Source organism: Litoreibacter arenae DSM 19593, assembly GCF_000442275.2.
Taxonomy (GTDB): domain Bacteria; phylum Pseudomonadota; class Alphaproteobacteria; order Rhodobacterales; family Rhodobacteraceae; genus Litoreibacter; species Litoreibacter arenae.
Genome location: NZ_KE557314.1, coordinates 1 through 22182 on the forward strand (window position 1 = coordinate 1; position 22182 = coordinate 22182).

Genomic DNA, 22182 nt, shown 5'->3' on the forward strand with positions numbered 1-22182 from the left:
AAATAGCCCTAAACTGGCCCATAAGCGCTGAAGTCAGACAATTGGCACATTCATCGGCATGCTTCCGGGCCTTGGGCCCATGTCGATCATCGCAATCATGATCCCAGTGGCGATCACGATGGGCGATCCGTCCGCAGCGCTAATCCTGTTGGCAGGGGTTTACTACGGTGCGATCTTTGGCGGATCGACATCCTCCATTCTGCTCAATGCGCCGGGTGTCGCGGGAACGGTCGCATCGTCCTTTGATGGCTACCCGATGGTGCGACAAGGCAAGGCTGGCAAAGCACTCACCATCGCCGCAATCGCGAGTTTCGCGGGCGGCACCATCGGCGCAATCCTATTGATGGTCTTCGCGCCAATGCTGTCCACGGTTGCCCTGTTGTTTCACTCGCCTGAATATTTTGCACTAATGGTTGTTGGCCTGTCAGCCATCGCCGCCTTCGCAGGCCCAGGTCAGGTGACCAAGGCGCTGATGATGACGGTCCTCGGCCTCATCATGGCGACCGTGGGGGAAGGTGCATTGTTCAACATGCCACGCTTCACGGCTGGCATCATGGACCTGCAATCTGGTTTCGGGTTTATCGCGCTGGCCATGGCTATGTTTGCCCTACCCGAAGCGATCTTCCTCGTCTTGAAACCAAAGAACCTTGGCGATGACGGGGGCGAAATCAAAGACCTGCGCATCACCCGCGCCGAAGCCCGCGCGATTGAGCCCGTCATTGGCCGCCAATCCATTCAGGGGTTCTTCATCGGCGTTCTGCCAGGTGCCGGTGCGACGATTGCCAGCTTCCTTGGCTACGCCGTCGAACGCAACATCGCGCCAAAGCATGAACAGGCTAAATTCGGCAAAGGGTCGATCAAGGGCCTCGCCGCGCCAGGAACCGCCAACTACGCGGCCTGCACGGGGTCATTCGTGCCTTTGCTGACGTTGGGTATTCCGGGGTCCGGCACGACGGCCATTCTTTTGGGCGCATTGATCGCGCTGAACGTGACACCCGGCCCGCGCCTGATGATCGACGAGCCGCAAATCTTCTGGGCCGTCATTATGTCGATGTTCATCGGCAATCTGGTGCTGCTGATTCTGAACTTGCCGCTGATCCCCTACATCGCCAAGCTTCTGGCGATCCCGCGCAACTTCCTGATTCCGTTCATCCTCTTCTTAACCCTGATGGGGGCCTACATTGGCCAGAACAATGCGACAGAGTTGTTGTTTTTGGTCGGGTTCGGCATCTGCGGTATCGCATTGAAATTCGCCAACTATCCGCTTCCACCGCTCCTGATCGGCTTTATTCTGGGCGGCATGATGGAGGATAACTTTTCACGCTCGATGCGGCTTTACGGAGGCGTCTCGTTCGTCCTGGAACGCCCCATGACACTTGCGCTGCTGGTCATCGCGGCAGGTCTGATCGTGATCCCGGTCCTGCGAACCCGCCTCGCCAAGTGATTTCTAGCGACATCGGTCCAGCTCCGCATCACTGGTGTTTCTGTAACGCTTGAGCGCAATGCGGAAAGTTACGACGAAGGTCCGCTTTAGTCAGATACCAGCCGTCTGATCAACGTGGGCCCAATGTCGGGAAAGTCCCGCAGAGCGGACTTGGGTGCATCCTACTGAGCAGGTCAGCTTCCAGCCCAAAGCCGCCATTCCTATAGCATCGCGACGCTACGATGTAGCGTCCCAAAAGCAGACGTTATAGTGAGAGCGCAGCATTTAGATTGGCAAAGATCAGCGCTGCGGTGTGGATTCAACGGGTCGTCGCAACTCTCCATCTTTCCAAAACGACTAGAGTGTTGCGACCACTCGTTGAATTCTCAGGGACAAAACTGCCCTAAGCTGCGGTTGGGCAAAGCGACCCATGAGCTAGAGCCCGTCCATAACGCGTTGCTGGCACACCTCAAAAATCAGTTCCAAGCTCTTCATGGACGAAACGCCAGCGCCGGTGTTGGATCAGGGACGCGACAAAGTGAAGAATGGGTATTTTGGGCGCTGGCTCGCGACGATCGGGCCTGGGATGGCGAGACGCCACCCAGCGTTGCCTATACCTATACATCTGGACGATCGGGCAAACGCCGGACGACGGATACCCGGCCGACTTGGAGCAACTGAAAGCGGCATGAAACCTAGACCCCATACACCTTAGAAGCGCTGCAAAACTTTCCCAAAACTTGGGACCGCTTCATGCCGAAGGCAAAGTGATCTACGATCCAGAGTTATCCTCCGCCCCGACCTTGGACCAAAGATGTTCAATTATCACCGTGTCAATGTGGCCGGTGTCTCGAAATGTGCGGTCACAGTTTTGCGATGGAGCCTACGGCGGCCTTTCTGCGACGGGTGCCACGGTGAATGCGGTTGCCAAGCGCTTTGATCTACAGCCGAGCAATGTATCTGACTGGCGGCGCATGGCCAGGACCGGCAAGCTGGCTTTGCCCAATCTAGACGGCATATATTTTGTGCCTGTGCAGATTGAAAGTCCGGTGCCTGCGATAGAGAATCCCAACCTACCGAGTAACCTAGGGAGTGTTGATGTGACCAAAGGGGATGTCACCATTTGTCTGGCCACAGCGACACCAGCGGTTCGGATCTGCGAGCGCAGTTGACTTTTGAGTGGTTAGTGGTCTAGTGGTCCAGAGAGCAGACCACTTTGATGGTTCATAATATCTTACTGGGGAGGAGATATGAGCGACGCGGCGTTTTTGACGGCATATAACGCGCCTTTGGAGAAAGTCGCGCATCGCTCTATCAAGGACGAAGTTGCAGAGCGTTTTGCCACGCTCATTGCCTCCGGTGTCCTGAATGTAGGCGACAGTCTGCCAAGCGAGCGTGACTTGGCCTCTACGATGGGGGTCAGCCGTGAAACCATCCGTGGTGCGCTTTTGATCCTGTCCCAAAAAGGCATCGTTACAGTGGTGCAAGGTGCACGCACCAAAGTGGCATCGGTTGATGTTGGTGGCCTTGGCATGTCGGCATTGTCGAACGGGCGCGTCACCGATTACGCGCTGGATGACGTTCATGAAGGCCGACTGATGGTTGAGGCGCGCCTTGCTGTCCTAGCCGCCGAGCGGGTTGATGCCGCAACTGTCACTCGGTTAAGCGAACTGATTCAAGCACAGGAAGCGGCGATAGATGATCCTGTCAGTTTCCTGATCGCCGACCGCGCGTTCCATATTGCCATATATCAGTCTTGCGGCAATGCGGTTCTGTCTGATCTTGCGGCCACGCTCTATTCCTACCAACTGGATCACCGCCGCCGTGCAGTCAGCAAGCCCGGCGCGATTGAGCAAAGTATCGCAGATCACCGCGTCATCCTGTCCGCGCTGGAAGCCGGCGATGCCGAGGCGTTGGCGCAGGCGCTTGGCGTGCATGAGCGACGAATTTATGACAGCACGCGCGCGTTGCTGGCGACATCATCAAAGAGGGCAACAGCATGAGAGTAACGATCCTTGGCGCGGCGGGCATGATTGGCCGCAAACTGGCAGAGCGCATTGCAATCACAGGCCAGATCAACGGACAAAACGTGGACGCATTGACCTTGGTTGATGTGGTAACGCCCGATGTTGCGACTGATTTCAAGGGAACGCGGGATGCATATGCGGCGGATCTGGCCGAGGCAGGCGTGGCTGCGCAAGTTGTCGCAGACCAGCCTGATGTGATCGTACACCTTGCGGCCGTTGTCTCCGGCGAGGCCGAGGCGGATATGGAAAAGGGCTACCGCGTCAATCTGGACGGCACGCGGGCCTTGCTCGAAGCGATCGCGGCGCATGACGGCTATTGCCCGCGCGTGATCTATGCGTCATCGCTTGCCGTCTTTGGTGCGCCATTTCCTGCCAAAATCCCCGACGATTTTCATCTGACCCCGCTCACCAGCTATGGCACGCAAAAGGCTATGGGAGAGATGCTGCTGAACGATTATTCCCGCCGTGGCATTCTGGACGGTGTTGGCATCCGCTTTCCGACAATCTGTATCCGGCCCGGCAAACCCAACAAAGCGGCGTCGAGCTTTTTCTCGGGCATTCTGCGCGAACCGCTGAACGGGCAAGAAGCAATTCTGCCTGTTGCTGACGATGTCCGCCACTGGTTTGCCAGCCCCCGTGCTGCCGTCGGCTATATCGAACATGCCGCAACAATGGACACTGCGCCGCTTGGCGCGCAGCGCTGTATGACAATGCCGGGTGTGACGGCCACAGTGGGCGAGCAGATCGAGGCATTGCGCGACGTTGCAGGCGATGAGGCGGTCGCCCTGATCCGCCGCGCGCCCGACCCCGCCGTCGCCAGTATCGTGGCAGGCTGGCCCCGCGATTTTGATACCGCACGCGCCCTCAAGATGGGCTTTCGTGCAGAAAAATCCTTTCAGGAAATCATCGCGATATATCTGGAGGATGAGATGGGCCGAACGGCTCTCACGGGTGCCGCGACTTAGGCACCAAACACCTGTGCCAGAGACTGGCCTGAACGATCAGAAACATCACCTTGGGAGAAATCAGAATGAAACATACCTTTTTTGCAGTTGTAGGCGCGATTGCCTCGCTGGCCGTCACGTCTGTGCAGGCAGAGCAATCCATCGTGATCGGGCATTCTCTGTCGCCGACATCGCACTATGGCATCGGCGCTGACGCGTTCATCAGCAAACTGACAGAGCTGTCAGGCGGTGAATTTACCGGCACACAAGCACCCGCGGGTCAGCTGGGTGGCGAACGTGACATGATCGAGGGTCTGCAAATCGGCTCGATGGATGTTGTCATCACGTCCACCGGTCCGCTGGGCAACTTCGTGCCCGAAGTCTTCGCGCTGGACCTGCCGTTCCTGTTTCGTGACTATGCCCATGCCCGCAAGGTGCTGGACGGTGACATCGGTCAGGAGCTGCTGGCCAAGATTGGCGAGAACCAGTTGGTCGGCCTTGCATGGTCTGAAAACGGCTTCCGTCATGTGACCAATTCCCAGCGCGCCGTCAAAACGCCTGCCGACCTGGATGGTCTGAAACTGCGCACCATGGAGAACAAGGTTCACATGGAGGCGTTCTCCGAAATGGGCGCATCCCCTACCCCGATGGCATTTCCCGAGCTGTTCACAGCCTTGCAGCAAGGTGTTGTTGACGGTCAGGAGAACCCCGTCACTGTGATCACGGCGTCCAAATTCTGGGAAGTACAGGGTTTTGTGTCGCTCACCGGCCACGTCTATTCGCCCGCCGTTGTGCTGGCATCGCCGATCCTGATCGACGGTCTGACCGATGAGCAGAAAGGCTGGTTTGCCGAAGCCGCAAAAGCGTCTGCCGCAGCGACACGCGCCGAAGTGAACCGCCTGGAAGAAGCAGGCGTTGCCCTGCTGCGCGAAAACGGCATGGAAGTGATCACCGACATCGACAAGGCACCGTTCGCAAAATTGGCCCAGCCCGCCTATGCGGTATACACCGACCAATACGGCACAGAACTGGTCGAGCGTATTCAGGCCGTCGAATAATCCGACAATGGCAGGTGCGGAACATCCCGCGCCTGCCGCTTTCAATTTCTCACTCACGATGAGGCACTGCCATGCGCCATTTACTGCGTCTCGAAGACTTCACGACGGAGGTTGCACGACTGCTGTCCATCGCGTTTCTGATCATCGCGGCGAGCCTTGCGTTGTATCAGGTGATCACCCGCTTTGCCTTCGGCGCACCTTCGACCTGGTCAGAGGTGATCACACGTTCCGCCATGATCTGGTCTGTATTTCTGGGGGTGGCTGTCGCTTTCAAACACGGGGCCATGATCTCGGTTGATGTTGTCCAGAACGCTTTGCCGCCGCGCATTGGCCTTTGGGTATACATCCTGGCCAGTACCGGCTCTTTGATCTTTTTCACGGTACTGATGTGGCAGGGATATCTGATGACCCTGCGTGTGATACCGCAAAACCTGTCAGCACTCGAAGTTTCCATTGCATGGGTCTATGCCGCATTGCCTGTGGGGTCCGCGTTTATTCTGATGGCAATCGCCGCTGGCATGGTGCGGGGCATCCAAGGTGCATGGTTGACCGGACGCAATGCGGATGATGCACAATGAACAGCGCACTAGCTCTCTCTCTCGGTATTCTCTTTGTCCTTGGCGTCCCGATTGCGGTCGCAATCGGGCTGGCATCGGTCATCGGCATCGAAGCAAACGGGCGTCTGCCCCTCTTGCTGGTGGCACAGCGCATGTTCGCGGGCATCGACAGCTTCCCGCTGATGGCGATTCCGCTCTTTATCCTTGCTGGCAATCTCATGTCGGCGGGTGGCATCTCCCAACGCCTGGTTGATCTGGCCAAATCGCTTGTGGGCGGGATACAGGGGGGGCTTGCCTGCACCTGTGTGCTGACATGTATGCTGTTTGCTTCTGTTTCCGGCTCTTCCGTCGCCACGACATTTGCGATTGGCGCGATCCTTATTCCCGCGATGGTAAAGCACAATTACCCCAAGCCGCTTGCGGCCTCGATTCAGGCATCCTCGGCAGAGCTTGGTGTCCTGATCCCGCCGTCCATTCCGCTGATCCTCTACGGCGTGTCCACCGACACCTCGATCGGCAAGCTGTTCGTCGCGGGGCTTGGGCCCGGTCTGGTGGTCGCAGGGTCGCTTATCGCCCTGGTGCTGGTGATCTGCCACATGCGCGGGATCGGTAAGGACGACGGCATGGATCGCGCCGCCCCCGGTGCGGCGCTTTGGGCGGCCTTGCCTGCTCTGATGGTCCCTGTTGTCATCCTGGGCGGCATCTATTCCGGTATCTTCACCCCGACCGAAGCCAGTGCTGCCGCTGTTGCCGCTGCGCTGATTGTCGGTATGGGCCTTTATCGCGAGCTGAAGTTCCGCGATCTGCCCGATATCCTGACAAAAACAGTGGTCTCGACCTCTGCGATCATGATCATCATCTCTGCAGCGGCGCTGTTCTCGTTCCTGATCACCCGCTCGGGCCTCCCGAACGAGATTGCCGCATGGTTCAAGGAAACCTTCGAAAGCCGGATTGCCTTTCTGCTGGCGGTGAATGTCTTGCTGCTCATCGTGGGCATGTTCATCGAAACCTCGGCCGCGATCCTTGTGCTGGCACCAATCCTGACGCCCATCGCCCTGAGCTATGGCGTTGATCCGGTCCATTTCGGCCTCATTATTGTGGTCAATCTGGCATTGGGGATGATCACGCCCCCTCTTGGAGTAAACCTGTTTGCGGCGTGTACTGTGGCAAATCTGCGCGTGGAAAAGATCATTCCACAGCTCATCTGGTTTGTTCTGACGGTTTTCGCGGCACTGATGGTCATCACCTATGTCCCTGCGATCACGCTTTGGCCGGTGGAATGGGTTTTTGGAGAATAAGTGATGTTGATTGATTTTGTAGGCCTCGGTTCAATGGGTCTTGGCATGGCGACCAGCCTTGTGCGCGCGGGCCACGAAGTGCGTGGATTTGACCCCGACACGGCGCGGGTCGATCTGTTCTGCGCACAGGGTGGCGCCGTGTCCGGGGATGATTCCGCGCCAAAGGCCGATGCGATCGTCAGCGCGGTCCTGAACGCGGATCAGACGCGCGCGGTCCTCTTCGGCGATCAAGGGCGTGTCGGGCGCTTGCGCAAGGGGGGCGTGATTATCTCATGCGCGACCGTGTCTCCGGAATTTGCGGTTGAGATGGAGGCAAAAGCCACGACACAAGAGGTCTTGTATCTCGATGCCCCAATCTCCGGCGGTGCGGTCAAGGCCGCCGAGGGACGCTTGTCAATCATGGCGTCAGGCAAGCCTGCGGCAATGGCCACTGCCGACCCGTTGCTGGAGGCAATGGCCGAGACTGTTCACCGCTTGGGCGACCACGCCGGACCCGGGTCTGCGATGAAAGCAGTGAACCAGCTTTTGGCGGGCGTTCACATCGCCGCCATGGGCGAAGCGCTGGCTTTTGGCGCATCGCAGGGTTTGGACCTCGCGCAGATGGTTGACGTTGTGTCCGTTTCGGCAGGCACATCATGGATGTTTGAAAACCGCGCCCCCCATGTGGTCGAGGGTGATTATACGCCGCGCTCGAAAGTGGACATATGGCTGAAAGATCTGGGGATCGTTGGGGATATCGCGGCGTCCTCTGGATTGCCCGTGCCGGTCTGTGCCAATGCCCTGGCCCAATTCCGCGCCGCATCGGAAGCGGGCCTGGGACAAGAGGATGATGCCGCAATCGCAAAATACTTCGCACGTCAGGGTGGCGTGACCTTACCGGGAGATAGCTGATGTTGCTGGGCTGTATCGGGGACGATTTCACAGGATCAAGTGATCTGGCCAATACACTTGCCAAGGCAGGGATGCGCACCGTGCAATACAGCGGCGTGCCGACAGGGGCGGCGGATGCTGACGTGCAGGCGGGTGTTGTCGCGCTCAAATCCCGTTCAATTGCGCCTGCCGATGCGGTGCGCCAGTCTCTTGATGCGTTAAAATGGCTTCAGGCCCAAGGATGCGAGCAGATATTCTTCAAATACTGTTCTACCTTCGACAGTACGGCGCAGGGCAATATCGGACCTGTCGCAGATGCGCTTGCGGATGCGCTGGATGCTCACAAGGTCATTGTCTGCCCCGCCTTTCCGGGGGCAGGACGCTCTGTCTACCAAGGCTATCTGTTTGTCAAAGATGCGTTGCTGAACGAAAGCGGGATGGAAAACCATCCGCTGACCCCGATGAAAGACGCAAACCTGCGCCGCCTGATGGCTGCGCAAAGCGTCCATTCAGTCGGGCATGTCCCTGCGGAAGCTGTGTTTGACGGGGCCGAAGCGATTTCAGCCAGGCTCGATGCCGAGCATGCCGCAGGTCACCGCATGATCATTGTCGACGCCCTGCGCGACAGCGACTTGATGCAGATCGGCGCGGCGGCCAAAGGTTTGCCGTTGATCACCGGGGGCTCTGGCGTGGCGCTGGGTCTACCTGCGAATTTCGGCATCTCGCCTGCGCAAGTGCCTTGGCAGGCACAAAGCGGCAAAGCGGCGATTCTGTCTGGTTCGTGTTCAACCGCGACACGCGGCCAGATCGCGTATCATGTGGCGCGTCATCCCAGCCTCAAAATTGATCCTGCCGAGGTGATCAGTGGTTCGCAAACGCCCGAAGTGGTGGCAAAATGGCTAGCTGAAACCGATGGCCTACCTCTCGCCTACAGCTCTGCTGATCCCGATGAAGTTGCGGCAATTCAAGCGCGGTTCGGAGCAGATACCGCTGCCCATGCGCTTGAAGATTTCTTTGGAAAAACGGCGGTTTGTCTGACCGAGCATGGTGTGTCACGCATCCTGACCGCGGGAGGGGAAACCTCCGGCGCTGTGGTCGAAGCGCTCAACATTCGCACACTGGAGATCGGCCCCGAGATTGACCCCGGCGTGCCCGCATTGCGTGCCAGCGATACGCTTGTCATAGCGCTAAAATCCGGCAATTTCGGCAGCGAGGACTATTTCGAGAAAGCCGCAAACATGCTTGGTGGGAACTGATGCGCGATACTGCCCTGCGCGTCTGTCCCACCTTGACGCGACCGGCACGCTGATTGGCGGCGACCCGCCAACCAATGAAATGCCACAGCATCAGGCCTTTTATGACACGCGCAGCACCGCCGGTGCCGTTGTGCATTTGCACAGTTGTCATTCGGTTGCCCTGTCGATGTTGCCCGAAACGGACCCCGACAATTTCCTACCCCGCTGACGCCCTACCGGACTATGAAGCTGGGTCGCATCAAGCTCTTGCAGTTCTTTCTGCCGGGTGACCCCGCGATGGGGGACGCGGTGCGCGGGCTCGTCGGCAAACGCAGCGCGGTCATGCTGGCCAATCACGGGCCGGTTGTTGCCGGAAAGGATGTGGAAGCGGCCTGCAATGCGGCGGAAGAGCTTGAGGATACGGCAAGGCTGGCAATGATGCTGCGCGGCATGAACGCACGCGGGCTGACGGAGGATCAGGTGCAGGCGCTTGTGACCAAGTTCGATGTAGAATGGGATGATTGAAGAAGTTAATAATTTTCCTGAGAAATCCCATTGCACCAGATTTCCACATCGTCCAGTTAAGTTACCGCTCGACTGCTTTTCGCTTCAGCCGAAATGGACACATAGCTGTCACCGCGCGAACCGAGCCCGTCCGAAAAATTGATGCTCCTGTAAAGAAAAATCGCGTATTGCGCCGTCATCGGCACCATAAGAACAGGGCAGCGATTTCGTTTACGACGAAATAACAAAAAAACCAATTCAGCCGATCAGCAAGTCCAGTGGCGGCGGGTAAGAGTAGATTCTTTTGCACAAATCAATATTACTCAACTTGGAGAGTGTTATGAACTATGACGACCTGATTGATACTGAGACTTGGGCGTTTATTAGAGCGACCGAGCGTTTCTATCCTGTCGACACAATCGGGTTTACTGTTGCCGAGCAGAGGCGCGTCTACAAAAAAATGTGTCGCGCCTTCTTTCAGGGTTATCCGGCAGGCGTCGCGGCGACAGACACTCTCATTGGCGGTGTCCCCGTTCGCATTTACAGCAAAGCTGCAACTGAGACGACAGTGGTCTACTTCCATGGTGGCGGCTTTGTTGTAGGTGGGCTTGATAGCCACGACGATGTTTGTGCTGAAATATGTGATCGAACTGGTTTTAAAGTCGTCTCGTGTGACTATCGTTTGGCACCGGAGTTCAAGCATCCGGCAATGTTCGACGACGCGAAAACGACAACTGAGCACGTGCTTGCCACATATAAGGGGCCAATCTTGCTGTGCGGTGATAGTGCCGGGGGCAACCTTGCCGCCTGCGTTGCCCATGCGATGCGCGGTACGACAGACCGGATTCTGGGGCAGGTTTTGATCTACCCCGGGCTTGGCGGGAATACGGAACGCGGCAGTTATCTGACACACGCCGAAGCCCCGTTGTTATCGCGCGACGACGTTTTGTTCTATTCACAGATGCGCTTGAATGGTGTCGAGCCAAGCGATGACCCAACCTTTGCGCCACTTCTCGATACCGATTTCTCCGGGCTGCCTCCGACTGTGATTGTGTCTGCGGAATGTGACCCACTCTCCGACGACGGGCGCGTCTACCGCGACGCTATCCAAGCTGCCAATGGGCGGGCGGTGTGGATCAACGAGCCGGGCCTTGTCCACGGATATTTACGGGCGCGGACGACAGTTCAGCGTGCCAAAACCAGTTTTGAGCGCATCACATCAACCTTGACCGATTTGGGCCAAGCCCGCTGGCCTTTCGACTGACACGGAATGGTCTATTCAGAGCAAGCGCGGTGTGCGAAGCTAATTTCAGGGGGGAGATACCAATCACACAACAACCAAATCTAACGGTACATGACGACATGCGGATCGTCGTGCGTGATGGGATTACCCTATCGGCGCGCGTCTGGATGCCGGAGGACGCCAAAACAACGCCTTTACCGGCCATTCTTGAAATACTGCCTTACCGCAAACGCGATGGCACCAATGCCCGAGATGCCACGACCCACGCGAAGTTCTCACAGCATGGCTATGTTTGTTTGCGGGTTGATCTGCGTGGCTGCGGTGAATCTGAAGGCTTGTTTGAAGACGAATACTCTGAACAAGAATTAAGCGATATCGAAGACGTCATCGGTTGGATTTCCCAACAGCCGTGGTGTTCAGGCGCGGTCGGGATCATGGGAATTTCATGGGGCGGATTTAACGGCCTACAGACTGCCGCTCGCAGACCCCCCGCGTTAAAGGCCGTCATTAGCCTATGTTCTTCGGTTGACCGGTTTGCTGACGACATCCACTACAAAGGTGGTTGTCAGCTGATGGAAAACATCGGCTGGGCCGCGACAGCAACCTCTTGGTTTTCCATGCCGCCAGACCCGTTGCTGGTCGGGGATGACTGGCGCGACATTTGGCTTGAGCGATTGGAAAACACCCCGCCCCTGATCAACAAATGGCAGCAGCATTCCAGCAAGGACAGCTACTGGAAACATGGCTCGGTTAGCGAAGACTTCTCACAGATCGAAGCTGCCGTGCTGGTCATCGGCGGCTGGCATGACGGCTACCGCAATACGGCCGCAAAGTTGCTTAAGGGCGGTACCAGTGGCCCCGTCAAAGCGATCATGGGTCCTTGGAACCATAAATACCCGCATCTTGCCACGCCAGAGCCACGCATGGATTTCGTATCCGAAGCGCTGCGGTGGTGGGATCGTTGGTTAAAGGATGCTCCGAATAGCGTCGATGATGACCCTGATTACCGTGTCTATTTGATGGGGGGCTATATACTTAACTAGCCAAAATTTGCTTGACGACATACCGTATTTTGGCTAACTTAATCTCAACAAGAGAGATTAGGCCCATGACTGATACACTTAGCACATTCGAGTTTTTCCAGAAATTCCCAAATGAAGAAGCGGCGCGTCAGTTTTTCGAGAAACGCCGTTGGAATGACGAGCCTGTTTGCGGTCACTGCGGTTCCGTTTCGGTTACTGAGTGTAAAGATCACAAACCAATGGCCTATCGCTGCAAAGATTGCCGCAAGCATTTCAGCGTTCGCACAGGCACAGTGCTGGCCGAGAGCCGCTTGCCGCTGATTAAGTGGCTTCTTGCCATCTACATGCTCACAAGCGCACGTAAGGGCATCCCCAGCACTCAGATGGCCCGCGAATTGGGCGTCACACAGAAAACCGCATGGTTTCTTGCGCAACGCATCCGTGAAACATGGATGGGCGGAAATAACGACAAGGACAAGATGGACGGTCAAGTTCAAGTCGATGAAACATATGTTGGCGGCAAGGAAAAGAACAAGCACGCGGATAAGAAGCTTCACGCGGGTCGCGGTGCTGTCGGCAAGACTGCTGTAGTCGGTATGCGCGACGAGAATGGCGTAGTGCGCGCCACACCTATCAAGCGTACCAATGCGGCCACTCTGGTTGGTTTTGTGCAAGACAACGCCCCAGAGGGCGGCGCAGTGGTTACGGACGAGTTTCGCGCCTACAACGGCCTTAGCGCACTGGGTTACACCCACAAGACTGTCCGTCACTCCGTTGGCGAGTATGTCCGCGACATGGCCCATACCAACGGCATTGAAAGCTTCTGGTCCCTGCTTAAGCGTGGCTACATCGGCGTTTACCACTACATGAGCGAAGATCACTTGCACCGCTATGTAAACGAATTTTCATTCCGCCATAACACTTCAAAAGTTGGCACAATTAACTTCATCAACATGACGATTGACCGCATGGTTGATAAGCGTCTGACCTACAAGGACCTGACTAATGGCTAAAAAGCCCGATATTATTGAGCCGATTGAGGCTAATTTTGATGATGTTGTCGATTCTATTCTGGCTAGTGAAGCGCCTTCGGCGCCTTTGCAGACTACGGCCATGCCAGGATTTGAAAAGCCAGATGAAATCCCTGTAGCGATAGCCTCAGGACCGCTGTCTATTGGTGATGTGGAAATAGACTGTGCAGTACTTGCAGATGAAACCAGACTTCTTTCTGACCGAAGCGTAACCAAATCAATGGGTGGCAAGCGTGGCGGGTCACATTGGCTTAGGATGAAAGAGGAAGGCGCCATAGCCTTGCCTCCTTATATCTCAGCGGCAAATCTTCGGCCATTCATCCCGCAGGACCTAATCTACATTCTTTCTAATCCCGTTCCGTACCGCACTAAAAAGTCAGGCGCCAAGGCAAATGGGTTGCTGGCTACGGCATTCCCTAGGGTGTTACGGGTCTGGGAAAAAGCTTATGAGGCTGGCGCCTTAAAGCCCCAGCAAGAGCATATCGCCCTTCAAGCGATATCACTTCTAAAAGGCTTTGATGAAATCGCCATTATGGCATTGGTGGATGAAGCCACCGGATATCAAGAAATTAGACGAAAAGACGAACTGCAAAAGGTTCTTAGCGCTTACATTCTTCCAGAACACCAGCCGTATCTTTCTAGTGTTCCCAAAGAGTTCACAGATGAATTATATCGCGTCTACGGATGGGAAAGACGGGCAGACAATAGGGGACCGCGATACGCGGGTAAACTATTGCGAAAGCTCATATATGAGCAATTGCCAGAACCTGTTTTGCCAGAGCTAGATGAAGTCAACCCGACGAACGAAAAGTATCAACGGAAGCGTAAACATTTTCAGAGTCTGACACCGGAGGTTGGCGTCAGCCATTTCAAAACCCAAATGGCGGGCGTCATGGCGCTTCTTCGTGCCTCCCCATCGAACAACCCTAAAGCGTTTATGAGTCTCTTTAAGCGTGCATACGGCGATCAATATGAATTGGACCTTGGCGAGTAGTAGGCGCCAGTCATGTCGTAAAAAGAAACGAGCAGAAAATTGGCTATTGAGTACCACCCCCCACGCGGGGCCATTGTTTGTGCGAACTTCGACCAAGGCTTCAAAGTTCCCGAAATGGTGAAGCGCAGGTTATGTGTTGTGATATCCCCGCCCATTGAGGCGAGGTTCGGCCTTTGCACAGTTGTTCCCCTTAGTCGCTCGGACCCAGAAGCCGTGCAACCCTATCACTATCAATTCGAGATACCCTTTCAGATGCCCCCGAACTGGGGCAACGGGATGCGTTGGGCCAAGTGTGATATGGTGTGCGCGGTAGGCTTTCATAGGCTTGATTTGTTGCGTTTAGGCAAAAACGCGCAAGGGGTGCGACAATATCAACTAAACACCTTATCCAGCATACATTTACGGCATATTAGTAACGGAGTGTTAGCCAGTCTTGGACTTCCCGCTTTGACACAACCATAGTGAGTTCCTATATATAACGTGTGGCGGCACTGCTTCGGCATCCGCATTAAGACCCTACCAAGGGCCACTGGCCGACGAAGCGAAAGCAAGTTTCAGGTCAGTGCTGTGAGGCCCCATCGGCGCAAGCCTTTGGGGCTTTTGCTTTTTCTGGTCGGCTAGTTAGGTATATAGGCCCCATTTGATGGATGGGGTGCCGCCAAAGACCAGCTACGTCACAAGGCCGGGCCGATGGGTCGGATTGCCAAAATGGCCGGCGCCCGAAATTCAGAGCCAATCCCTGCCCCTTGGCAACGGCACGCTTGGGCAGGATGTGATGGCAAGCCCTGTCGCAGTAAAATCGAACGTGAGCTGCGGGCAAGGGTTTGGCGAATACTTCCCTTTCGGCTTTGGCCCGGGCGAGTTGCCGGATGACCAACGCGCAGATGACGCCCTGTCAGCGTGTTTCGATACGCAAGCCCTGAGCGAAGCAACACCGCTGATTGGTGCACCCCGCATCAAACTGACGGTCTCGTCGCGGACACCCTACGCACAATTGGCCGCTCGTTTATGTGATGTCGCGCCAGACGGGGCGTCGACGCTAATCTCCATTGGCCTTCTTAACCTCCAGTTCCGCGAGGGGTTCGAGACACCCAAGGCGCTGGTCCCGGATCAGGACTACGCGATCACGCTTGATCTGGATCAGGCGGCGTATGTTGTACCGAAAGGACACCGCCTGCGGTTGTCCATTTCGCCGTCCTACTGGCCGTTTATCTGGCCAGAACGTGGAGAAACAACGCTGAAAATCTCGCAAGGAACGCTGGAGTTACCAGTGTTTCATGACACCGGCGGATTGGAATGGCCTTGCCCGCCGTTGACCCAAAGCGACGACCCGATCACCACCGTCACGCGTTCCGGACTGGAAGACAAACGTACACTTATCGAAGACGGTCAGCTAAAACTGGTTATCCATGCGGACCATGGCGAAGTAGAGCACCCCGACCACAGCTTGCGTACCTCCAGTGAAATTCGTGAAACCTGGTCAATAAATCAATCCGACATTAGCAAAGCCAGCGCCCACATCGTCTGGAACCGGTCAGTGGCGCGCGGCGACTTTTTTGCATCGACAGAGATTGTTACCCAGATGCACAGTGACAGTGACACATATTTCGTTAGTTTGAATATTCGGGCACATGATGCCGAGACCTGTGTGTTCGAACGACAATATCAAGATAGCTTTAGGCGCGATCTAACGCTCAAAGGCGAACCGACCAACCAAACTTGAGGGAGAAAAACAAATGAACGACGAGCTGAAATATCTCAGTCAACAAGTGGCACGTCAGCGCCTTGATCGCCGCAGCTTTTTGGGCCGCGCTGGCGCTTTAGGTCTGTCCGCAGTTGGCGCAAGTACACTTCTATCAAGCGCTGTTATGGCTCAAGGCGCAATCAAGGGCGGTACTTTGAAAGTTGCCGTCGAGGGCGGGTCTTCAACAGACAGTCTTGATCCTGCATTGGTCACAAACTCAACCGGCACCATGGTCAATCGCCTCTGGGGCGAACCGTTGGTAGAGTTGGACGCGGACGGCGGCTTGGAAATGCGCTTGGCGTCTGAGGTTGAAGCTTCGCATGACGCGGTGACATGGACATTCAAAATTCGCGACGGCGTGACGTTCTCGAACGGTAAGGCGCTCACAGCCGAAGACGTCTTGGCGACGCTTGAACGCCACGCAGGCGAAGAGTCAAAATCGGGTGCCCTGGGCATCCTGAGTGGTATCAAATCCATGCGCACTGAAGGCAATGCGTTTATCGTCGAACTCACCGGTCCGAACGCCGACCTGCCTTTCCTGCTGAGCGATTATCACCTGATGATCCAGCCAAATGGCGGCAAGGATGACCCCTCGGCGATGATCGGCACCGGCCCCTACACCATCGAAAGCGCTGAATTGGGCGTCCGCTTTGTGGCCGAGAAAAATCCGAATTACTGGAACCCGGACCTGGGCCACGCATCAACCATCGAAGTGACGGTGATCAATGACGATACCGCTCGTGTTGCTGCACTGCAATCGGGTCAGGTTCACATGTGTACGCGCGTGCCTCCAAAAGTCGCGTCGCTTGTCGGTCGGATGCCCGGGGTTGAAATCCACTCCGTCCCGAGTGCTGGTCACTACGTGTTTATCATGCACTGCAATACGGCGCCTTTTGACAACAATGACCTGCGACTGGCGCTAAAACACGCGATCAACCGAGAGGAAATGGTTGATAAGATCTTGTTTGGCAACGGATCAATTGGCAACGACATGCCCGTCAACTCCTCCTATCCGCTCTACACAGAGGCAGAACAGCGCACATATGATCCGGATAAGGCCGCCTTCCACTTCAAGGCGTCGGGACATGACGGAAGCATTCTGCTGCGGACCTCCGACAACTCGTTCCCGGGTGCCCCGGACGCATCACAGCTATTCCAGCAAAGCGCCAAAGCGGCTGGTATATCGCTCGATATCAAGCGTGAGCCTAGCGACGGGTATTGGTCCGAAGTGTGGAACAAGCAGCCGTTCAGCACCAGCTATTGGAGCGGACGTGCTACTCAGGATGCGATGTATTCGACGGCCTACCTATCGAGTGCGGACTGGAACGACACACGCTTCTTCAATCCACAGTTCGACCAGCTCTTGGTTGCAGCACGTGGAGAGTTGGACGTTGCAAAACGCACCCAGATGTACGCTGACATGGGCACATTGGTCCGCGACGAAGGCGGTCTGATCGCCCCAATGTTCAACAACTTTATTGACGCAACCTCTGATAAAGTTGCTGGTTGGGGACCAAGCAAGGGCTTTGGCCTGATGAACTTCTACGCCCCGATGAAAATGTGGGTAACAGGCTGATATGGGCCTGGCCCTGACATTGATTGCCCAGCGAATTTCGCTGGGCATACTCATGCTATTCGCCGTGTCAGCCTTGATCTTTGTTGGCACACAAATTCTGCCTGGCGACGTAGCGGAATCCATCCTGGGCCAATCCGCTACACCTGAAAATCTTGCAAATCTGCGCAAGGAGCTTGGTCTGAACGAGCCTGCGCTCACACGCTATTTCAACTGGCTTGGCGGTATCATGGTCGGCGATTTAGGCACGGCGCTGACCAGTGGCGCGAGTATCTCCGAGGCCATCACCTCGCGCCTAGGAAATACGCTTTTTTTGGCTGCCGTTGCTGCAATGATCTCGGTCCCAATCGCCATTCTGCTTGGCCTGTTTGCGGTGCGCTACAAGGACCGCTGGCCTGACAAACTAATCTCCGCCTCGACATTGGCGTCGATATCCTTACCTGAATTTTTCATTGGCTACCTGCTGATCCTCGTCTTTGGCGTCAAACTGGGATGGTTCCCGACGGTCGCCACAGTCTATGACGGGATGAGTTTTGGCGACCGCCTGAACGCGGTGATGTTGCCGGCGCTAACGCTGACCCTCGTCGTGCTTGCACACATGATGCGCATGACCCGCGCTGCCATTTTGAACGTGATGCAATCAGCCTACATTGAGACGGCAGAGTTGAAGGGGCTGAGTTCTTTCAAAATCATCTGGAAACACGCACTTCCCAACGCAATTTCCCCGGTCATTAATGTGGTCATGCTGAACATGGCCTATCTGATTGTCGGTGTCGTCGTCGTCGAAGTGATCTTTGTCTACCCTGGCATGGGACAGTATCTGGTCGACCATGTGTCGAAGCGTGACGTGCCTGTTGTGCAGGCGTGCGGACTGATATTCGCCGCGATCTATATCGGACTGAACCTTGTGGCCGACATTATCTCGGTCCTGTCAAACCCGCGCTTGCGGCATCCGAAATAAGGGAGGGGCAATGAACTTCAGAACAATTCCCGTTAGCGCATGGCTCGGCATCATCTCCGCGAGCCTGTTCGCCTTCGCCGCACTCTTCGCGCCTTTGATTGCCCCTTATGGTATGAGCGAAATCGTAGGCGACGTCTGGGAGCCGATGTCGGCAGAGCACTTGTTGGGAACCGATAATCTGGGTCGCGATTTGCTGTCGCGTATGATCTTCGGCGCACGCACGACACTGGCCATTGCAGCATTAGCAACCATTGTGTCCTTCACACTTGGCGCATTCCTTGGCATGGCAGCGGCAGTCATCGGCGGCTGGGCCGACCAGGTGCTATCGCGCGGAGTGGATTTGTTGATGTCGATCCCTACCCTCATATTCGCGCTGGTGGTTTTGTCGGTCATGCCCGCCAACATCGCGACGTTGATCCTTGTCATGGGCATCCTGGATGCGACCCGCGTCTTCCGCCTGTCGCGCGCCGTTGCCGTCGACGTCAATGTTATGGACTTTGTCGAGGCGGCAAAATTGCGCGGTGAAGGGCGTATTTGGATCATCACACGCGAAATACTCCCAAACGCCTTGTCGACCCTCGTGGCCGAATTGGGCCTGCGGTTTATCTTCATGGTGTTGTTCCTCTCAGCCTTGTCATTCCTAGGCCTAGGCATCCAACCACCCGAGGCGGACTGGGGCGGCATGGTTAAGGAAAACAAGGACGGGATCATTTTTGGCATCCCCGCCGCCTTGATCCCAGCAGGTGCTATTGCCGTGCTGGCAATCTCTGTCAATTTGATCGCCGATTGGATCCTCAATCGTACAACCGACTTAAAAGGGGGCCGAGGTGGCAACTGATCCGGCAGACGAGCAATTACTCGACATCCGTGACCTCAAGATCGGCGTCACCGTACGTGAACCTGGCAAACCACCGCGCGACATTACTATCGTTGAGGGTGTGTCGTGTACATTGGGCAAGGGCAAAGTGCTGGGCCTCATCGGAGAGTCTGGCGCAGGTAAATCCACGATTGGTCTGTCCTCACTTGCTTACGGGCGCGGCGGGGTCGAGATCACAGGCGGCGAGGTGTTCGTCAATGGCCGCGACATTCTAAAACTGTCGCGCGCGGACCTGAACGGGTTTCGCGGGCGAGAGGTCTCTTATGTGTCCCAATCGGCTGCCGCCGGTTTCAACCCGGCGCACCGACTAATTGATCAAGTGATCGAGGCCACTCTCGAGCATGGATTACTAAACCGCTCGGAGGCCGAAGCCCGCGCCAAAGAACTGTTCGAGGCTCTAAGCTTACCTGATCCCGACACGATCGGTAATCGCTATCCGCATCAGGTTTCGGGTGGCCAATTACAGCGCGTGATGACGGCAATGGCGTTGTGTCCAAAGCCGGATTTAATTGTCTTTGATGAACCGACAACCGCGTTGGATGTCACCACCCAGATCGACGTCCTGGCGGCGATCAAGAAAGCGATCCGCATTACCGGCGTCGCAGCGCTTTATATCACGCATGATCTGGCCGTTGTCGCGCAGATCGCCGATGAAATCATGGTGCTGCGCGATGGCGAAACTGTCGAGCACGGGACGACCCAACAGATCATCGAGACCCCTAAAGAAGAGTACACACAGGCGCTGGTCTCCGTGCGCTCTATTATTCACGAGGAGAAGCAACCTTCCCAGACGCCATTGATCCGGATGGAGAACATCGTCGCAGGCTATGGACGCGGGCCGGCAGTCATCAATGATGTGACCGTCGACATCTACTCTGGCCAAACTCTGGCGGTTGTCGGGGAAAGCGGGTCTGGGAAATCAACGCTCGCGCGGGTTTTGACGGGTCTGCTACCACCGCGGTCAGGCCAGAGTACCTTTGAGGGCAGACCATTGACCAATGCCCAAAAAGACCGGCCGTTGGATGATTTGCGTGACATCCAGATGATCTATCAGATGGCCGACACCGCGATGAATCCGCGCCAGACCATCGGTACGATCATCGGCCGACCTATCCAGTTTTATTTCGGCGTGACAGGCAAGGCGTTGCAAGATCGCATCGCGGTAATGCTCGAAAAAATCGAGCTGCCGTCCGATATGGCCAACCGTTATCCTGCTGAACTTTCCGGCGGGCAAAAACAGCGCGTTTGTATCGCCCGCGCCTTGGCGGCAGAACCCAAGGTTATCATCTGCGACGAGGTGACAAGCGCCCTCGACCCTCTCGTAGCTGATGGCATCCTGAAGCTGCTCCTCGATTTGCAAAAACGCGAAAACGTGGCCTATATGTTCATCACGCATGATCTGGCGACAGTAAAAGCGATAGCCGATTCAATCGCCGTTATGCATCTGGGGAAACTTGCGCGGTACGGTACAAAGACCGAAGTTCTCTCGCCGCCCTTCGATGACTACACCGACTTGTTGCTGTCTTCGGTGCCTGAGATGGAAATAGGGTGGCTGGAAGGCGTAACCGCGTCGCGAAAAATGCAAAGTGCCGGGAACTAACATCTCACCTTATAAATGATTGCTTTTGTTGAAATTGCAAAGTTGTTTGATATGGAGTGAGAGAACTTGTCGGTACCATCAGCGCAATTGTGTCCGCTTTTCGAATTTTTCAAATTTTCTTCGCACATGCATAGAACGTCCGGTTTCCGCCCTAATTCACGGAGCAACTCACCGCCCAAGTTACAGATAGTGGTATCTGCCTTGTTGGCGATCATAGCAAATGGCGGTCTGCTAAAGTCGAGGCGTTTCGATCATGGGCTTTCGATGCTGCTGAAGCGGACCGGTCTGCAGTTGAAGAGTTCTTGCATGACTAACTTCCGGGCACACGGAAAGCCGCCATTCAACTGTTAGTCTGTAATGACCGCTGTGTCCCGCATAGCCGCCCTCTGGCAACCAAAATGCTGCACGATGTGTCCAACGGCTGCTTCAGGGAAGCTGCAATGCAGCGTTTGGATTACTGGTCAACGGCAGCTTTGGGCCGTTTGCGCCGAAAGCCAGCGCCGGCATTGTATGCGGCGCTTTCTGTGAATAGTCGTCCTAAAGATCTTACGAGAAACCAAGTGGAGAAGATTCGAACCGGACATTCGCGGTTCGGCCACAAACATCCGGTTCGCGGTGATTGGGTCGCTTTTTGACGCAAAAGCCAATTTCGTCTGACGTCTTAAAAGGAAAAAATGGCGCGCTGGGGAGGATTCGAACCCCCGACCCCTTGATTCGTAGTCAAGTACTCTATCCAACTGAGCTACCAGCGCGCGGGGTGAGGGCGATGTAACCCCGCCCCAACCGCAATGCAACCCCAATTCAAAGCGTTCCCGAAAGAACATTGCTCGATTTTCGGGTTTCACCGATTGTCGGCAAGGGTGCGCCGTTGCGATCCTGGCCGGGCACCGTGCGAAGTGGCTCTTTCACAGCGTCATTCGGACGAAATATCTGCTTCATCCGGAATACGTCGAGAATGCCGTAGGTGTTACCCCCACCGATTGGCTCGGCCATGCCTTGCGGAGACACGGGCAAAGCCGGGTTGCGCTCACGCAGCGCCTGAAGCGGGGTCAGTTCCGGCTTGGCGTCTTCGGAGAATTTCTCGTCAAGGAAGGCCTTTACGTCCGACAGGCCCGGATAAACGCCCGGCATCTCATACGCCATGATGACGAAGCCAATGGTGAGTCCGAACAGCGTGATGCCCAGCGAAAGGATGGCTTTGCGGATCGCGTGCATTGACTG

19 protein-coding genes, 1 tRNA gene and 2 pseudogenes are annotated in these 22182 nt (G+C 55.9%); 20 read left to right on the forward strand and 2 right to left on the reverse strand.

Features of this window, described 5'->3' with window-relative positions; genetic code table 11:
- Positions 1-40 precede the first annotated feature (40 nt).
- From THALAR_RS12270 to THALAR_RS12355, 20 genes and pseudogenes are all read left to right on the forward strand, one after another.
- Positions 41-1444 carry a tripartite tricarboxylate transporter permease gene (locus tag THALAR_RS12270; RefSeq protein WP_051153752.1) on the forward strand — a complete coding sequence of 468 codons (1404 nt, stop codon included), beginning with the start codon at positions 41-43 and terminating at the stop codon, positions 1442-1444.
- A 393-nt stretch (positions 1445-1837) separates the two neighbouring features.
- A pseudogene (locus tag THALAR_RS18870) lies at positions 1838-2065 on the forward strand (IS66 family transposase); the annotation flags it as partial.
- A 608-nt stretch (positions 2066-2673) separates the two neighbouring features.
- Positions 2674-3426 (forward strand): FadR/GntR family transcriptional regulator, encoded by a 753-nt coding sequence (locus THALAR_RS12275; protein ID WP_021101889.1) that lies wholly within the window; start codon positions 2674-2676, stop codon positions 3424-3426.
- Positions 3423-4415, forward strand: coding sequence for a D-erythronate dehydrogenase (gene denD, locus THALAR_RS12280; RefSeq protein WP_021101890.1), 993 nt, complete (start codon positions 3423-3425; stop codon positions 4413-4415). Before THALAR_RS12275 ends, denD begins: the two co-directional genes overlap by 4 nt.
- 65 nt (positions 4416-4480) lie before the next feature.
- The gene (locus THALAR_RS12285; protein WP_021101891.1) at positions 4481-5452 is read left to right on the forward strand and encodes a TRAP transporter substrate-binding protein; all 972 of its coding nucleotides are present in this window, start codon (positions 4481-4483) and stop codon (positions 5450-5452) included.
- Positions 5453-5523: 71 nt separating this feature from the next.
- Entirely contained in the window at positions 5524-6030 is a 507-nt protein-coding gene (locus THALAR_RS12290) for a TRAP transporter small permease (RefSeq protein ID WP_021101892.1), read from the forward strand.
- Entirely contained in the window at positions 6027-7307 is a 1281-nt protein-coding gene (locus tag THALAR_RS12295; RefSeq protein ID WP_021101893.1) for a TRAP transporter large permease, read from the forward strand. The genes THALAR_RS12290 and THALAR_RS12295 overlap by 4 nt, the downstream gene beginning before the upstream one ends.
- 3 nt (positions 7308-7310) lie before the next feature.
- On the forward strand, positions 7311-8198 hold the full coding sequence (gene ltnD, locus THALAR_RS12300; protein WP_021101894.1) for an L-threonate dehydrogenase: 888 nt from the start codon (positions 7311-7313) through the stop codon (positions 8196-8198).
- The gene (gene otnK / locus THALAR_RS12305; protein WP_021101895.1) at positions 8198-9433 is read left to right on the forward strand and encodes a 3-oxo-tetronate kinase; all 1236 of its coding nucleotides are present in this window, start codon (positions 8198-8200) and stop codon (positions 9431-9433) included. Before ltnD ends, otnK begins: the two co-directional genes overlap by 1 nt.
- A 4-nt stretch (positions 9434-9437) precedes the next feature.
- A pseudogene (locus tag THALAR_RS12310) lies at positions 9438-9937 on the forward strand (class II aldolase/adducin family protein); the annotation flags it as partial.
- 319 nt (positions 9938-10256) lie between these two features.
- Positions 10257-11180 (forward strand): alpha/beta hydrolase, encoded by a 924-nt coding sequence (locus THALAR_RS12315; RefSeq protein ID WP_021101899.1) that lies wholly within the window; start codon positions 10257-10259, stop codon positions 11178-11180.
- A 98-nt stretch (positions 11181-11278) separates the two neighbouring features.
- Positions 11279-12202 carry a CocE/NonD family hydrolase gene (locus tag THALAR_RS12320; RefSeq protein ID WP_021101900.1) on the forward strand — a complete coding sequence of 308 codons (924 nt, stop codon included), beginning with the start codon at positions 11279-11281 and terminating at the stop codon, positions 12200-12202.
- Positions 12203-12267: 65 nt separating this feature from the next.
- Positions 12268-13194: an IS1595 family transposase gene (locus THALAR_RS12325; RefSeq protein ID WP_040818663.1), complete on the forward strand. Its 927-nt coding sequence runs from the start codon at positions 12268-12270 to the stop codon at positions 13192-13194.
- Complete coding sequence (locus THALAR_RS12330) at positions 13187-14206, forward strand: P63C domain-containing protein (RefSeq protein WP_051153753.1); 1020 nt, start codon at positions 13187-13189, stop codon at positions 14204-14206. The genes THALAR_RS12325 and THALAR_RS12330 overlap by 8 nt, the downstream gene beginning before the upstream one ends.
- 39 nt (positions 14207-14245) lie before the next feature.
- Entirely contained in the window at positions 14246-14668 is a 423-nt protein-coding gene (locus THALAR_RS19035; protein ID WP_083483475.1) for a type II toxin-antitoxin system PemK/MazF family toxin, read from the forward strand.
- A gap of 181 nt (positions 14669-14849) precedes the next feature.
- On the forward strand, positions 14850-15929 hold the full coding sequence (locus tag THALAR_RS12335; RefSeq protein WP_021101904.1) for a CocE/NonD family hydrolase C-terminal non-catalytic domain-containing protein: 1080 nt from the start codon (positions 14850-14852) through the stop codon (positions 15927-15929).
- 13 nt (positions 15930-15942) lie between these two features.
- The gene (locus THALAR_RS12340; protein WP_021101905.1) at positions 15943-17526 is read left to right on the forward strand and encodes an ABC transporter substrate-binding protein; all 1584 of its coding nucleotides are present in this window, start codon (positions 15943-15945) and stop codon (positions 17524-17526) included.
- A gap of 1 nt (position 17527) precedes the next feature.
- Positions 17528-18484, forward strand: coding sequence for an ABC transporter permease (locus THALAR_RS12345; RefSeq protein WP_021101906.1), 957 nt, complete (start codon positions 17528-17530; stop codon positions 18482-18484).
- A 10-nt stretch (positions 18485-18494) separates the two neighbouring features.
- The gene (locus THALAR_RS12350; protein WP_021101907.1) at positions 18495-19322 is read left to right on the forward strand and encodes an ABC transporter permease; all 828 of its coding nucleotides are present in this window, start codon (positions 18495-18497) and stop codon (positions 19320-19322) included.
- Complete coding sequence (locus THALAR_RS12355; protein ID WP_021101908.1) at positions 19312-20961, forward strand: ABC transporter ATP-binding protein; 1650 nt, start codon at positions 19312-19314, stop codon at positions 20959-20961. The genes THALAR_RS12350 and THALAR_RS12355 overlap by 11 nt, the downstream gene beginning before the upstream one ends.
- A 675-nt stretch (positions 20962-21636) precedes the next feature.
- Here THALAR_RS12355 and THALAR_RS12360 read toward each other — a convergent pair.
- A tRNA-Arg gene (locus THALAR_RS12360) sits at positions 21637-21713 on the reverse strand.
- Positions 21714-21762: 49 nt separating this feature from the next.
- Positions 21763-22176: a hypothetical protein gene (locus THALAR_RS12365; RefSeq protein ID WP_021101909.1), complete on the reverse strand. Its 414-nt coding sequence runs from the start codon at positions 22174-22176 to the stop codon at positions 21763-21765.
- Between the last annotated feature and the right edge of the window lie 6 nt (positions 22177-22182).

What these genes read in the sequence shown, in the direction of transcription:
- THALAR_RS12275 (WP_021101889.1), top strand. Translation starts at nt 2,674, where the DNA reads ATGAGCGACGCGGCGTTTTTGACGGCATATAACGCGCCTTTGGAGAAA.
- denD (WP_021101890.1), top strand. Translation starts at nt 3,423, where the DNA reads ATGAGAGTAACGATCCTTGGCGCGGCGGGCATGATTGGCCGCAAACTG.
- THALAR_RS12285 (WP_021101891.1), top strand. Translation starts at nt 4,481, where the DNA reads ATGAAACATACCTTTTTTGCAGTTGTAGGCGCGATTGCCTCGCTGGCC.
- THALAR_RS12290 (WP_021101892.1), top strand. Translation starts at nt 5,524, where the DNA reads ATGCGCCATTTACTGCGTCTCGAAGACTTCACGACGGAGGTTGCACGA.
- THALAR_RS12295 (WP_021101893.1), top strand. Translation starts at nt 6,027, where the DNA reads ATGAACAGCGCACTAGCTCTCTCTCTCGGTATTCTCTTTGTCCTTGGC.
- ltnD (WP_021101894.1), top strand. Translation starts at nt 7,311, where the DNA reads ATGTTGATTGATTTTGTAGGCCTCGGTTCAATGGGTCTTGGCATGGCG.
- otnK (WP_021101895.1), top strand. Translation starts at nt 8,198, where the DNA reads ATGTTGCTGGGCTGTATCGGGGACGATTTCACAGGATCAAGTGATCTG.
- THALAR_RS12315 (WP_021101899.1), top strand. Translation starts at nt 10,257, where the DNA reads ATGAACTATGACGACCTGATTGATACTGAGACTTGGGCGTTTATTAGA.
- THALAR_RS12320 (WP_021101900.1), top strand. Translation starts at nt 11,279, where the DNA reads ATGCGGATCGTCGTGCGTGATGGGATTACCCTATCGGCGCGCGTCTGG.
- THALAR_RS12325 (WP_040818663.1), top strand. Translation starts at nt 12,268, where the DNA reads ATGACTGATACACTTAGCACATTCGAGTTTTTCCAGAAATTCCCAAAT.
- THALAR_RS12330 (WP_051153753.1), top strand. Translation starts at nt 13,187, where the DNA reads ATGGCTAAAAAGCCCGATATTATTGAGCCGATTGAGGCTAATTTTGAT.
- THALAR_RS12335 (WP_021101904.1), top strand. Translation starts at nt 14,850, where the DNA reads ATGGATGGGGTGCCGCCAAAGACCAGCTACGTCACAAGGCCGGGCCGA.
- THALAR_RS12340 (WP_021101905.1), top strand. Translation starts at nt 15,943, where the DNA reads ATGAACGACGAGCTGAAATATCTCAGTCAACAAGTGGCACGTCAGCGC.
- THALAR_RS12345 (WP_021101906.1), top strand. Translation starts at nt 17,528, where the DNA reads ATGGGCCTGGCCCTGACATTGATTGCCCAGCGAATTTCGCTGGGCATA.
- THALAR_RS12350 (WP_021101907.1), top strand. Translation starts at nt 18,495, where the DNA reads ATGAACTTCAGAACAATTCCCGTTAGCGCATGGCTCGGCATCATCTCC.
- THALAR_RS12365 (WP_021101909.1), bottom strand. Translation starts at nt 22,176, where the DNA reads ATGCACGCGATCCGCAAAGCCATCCTTTCGCTGGGCATCACGCTGTTC.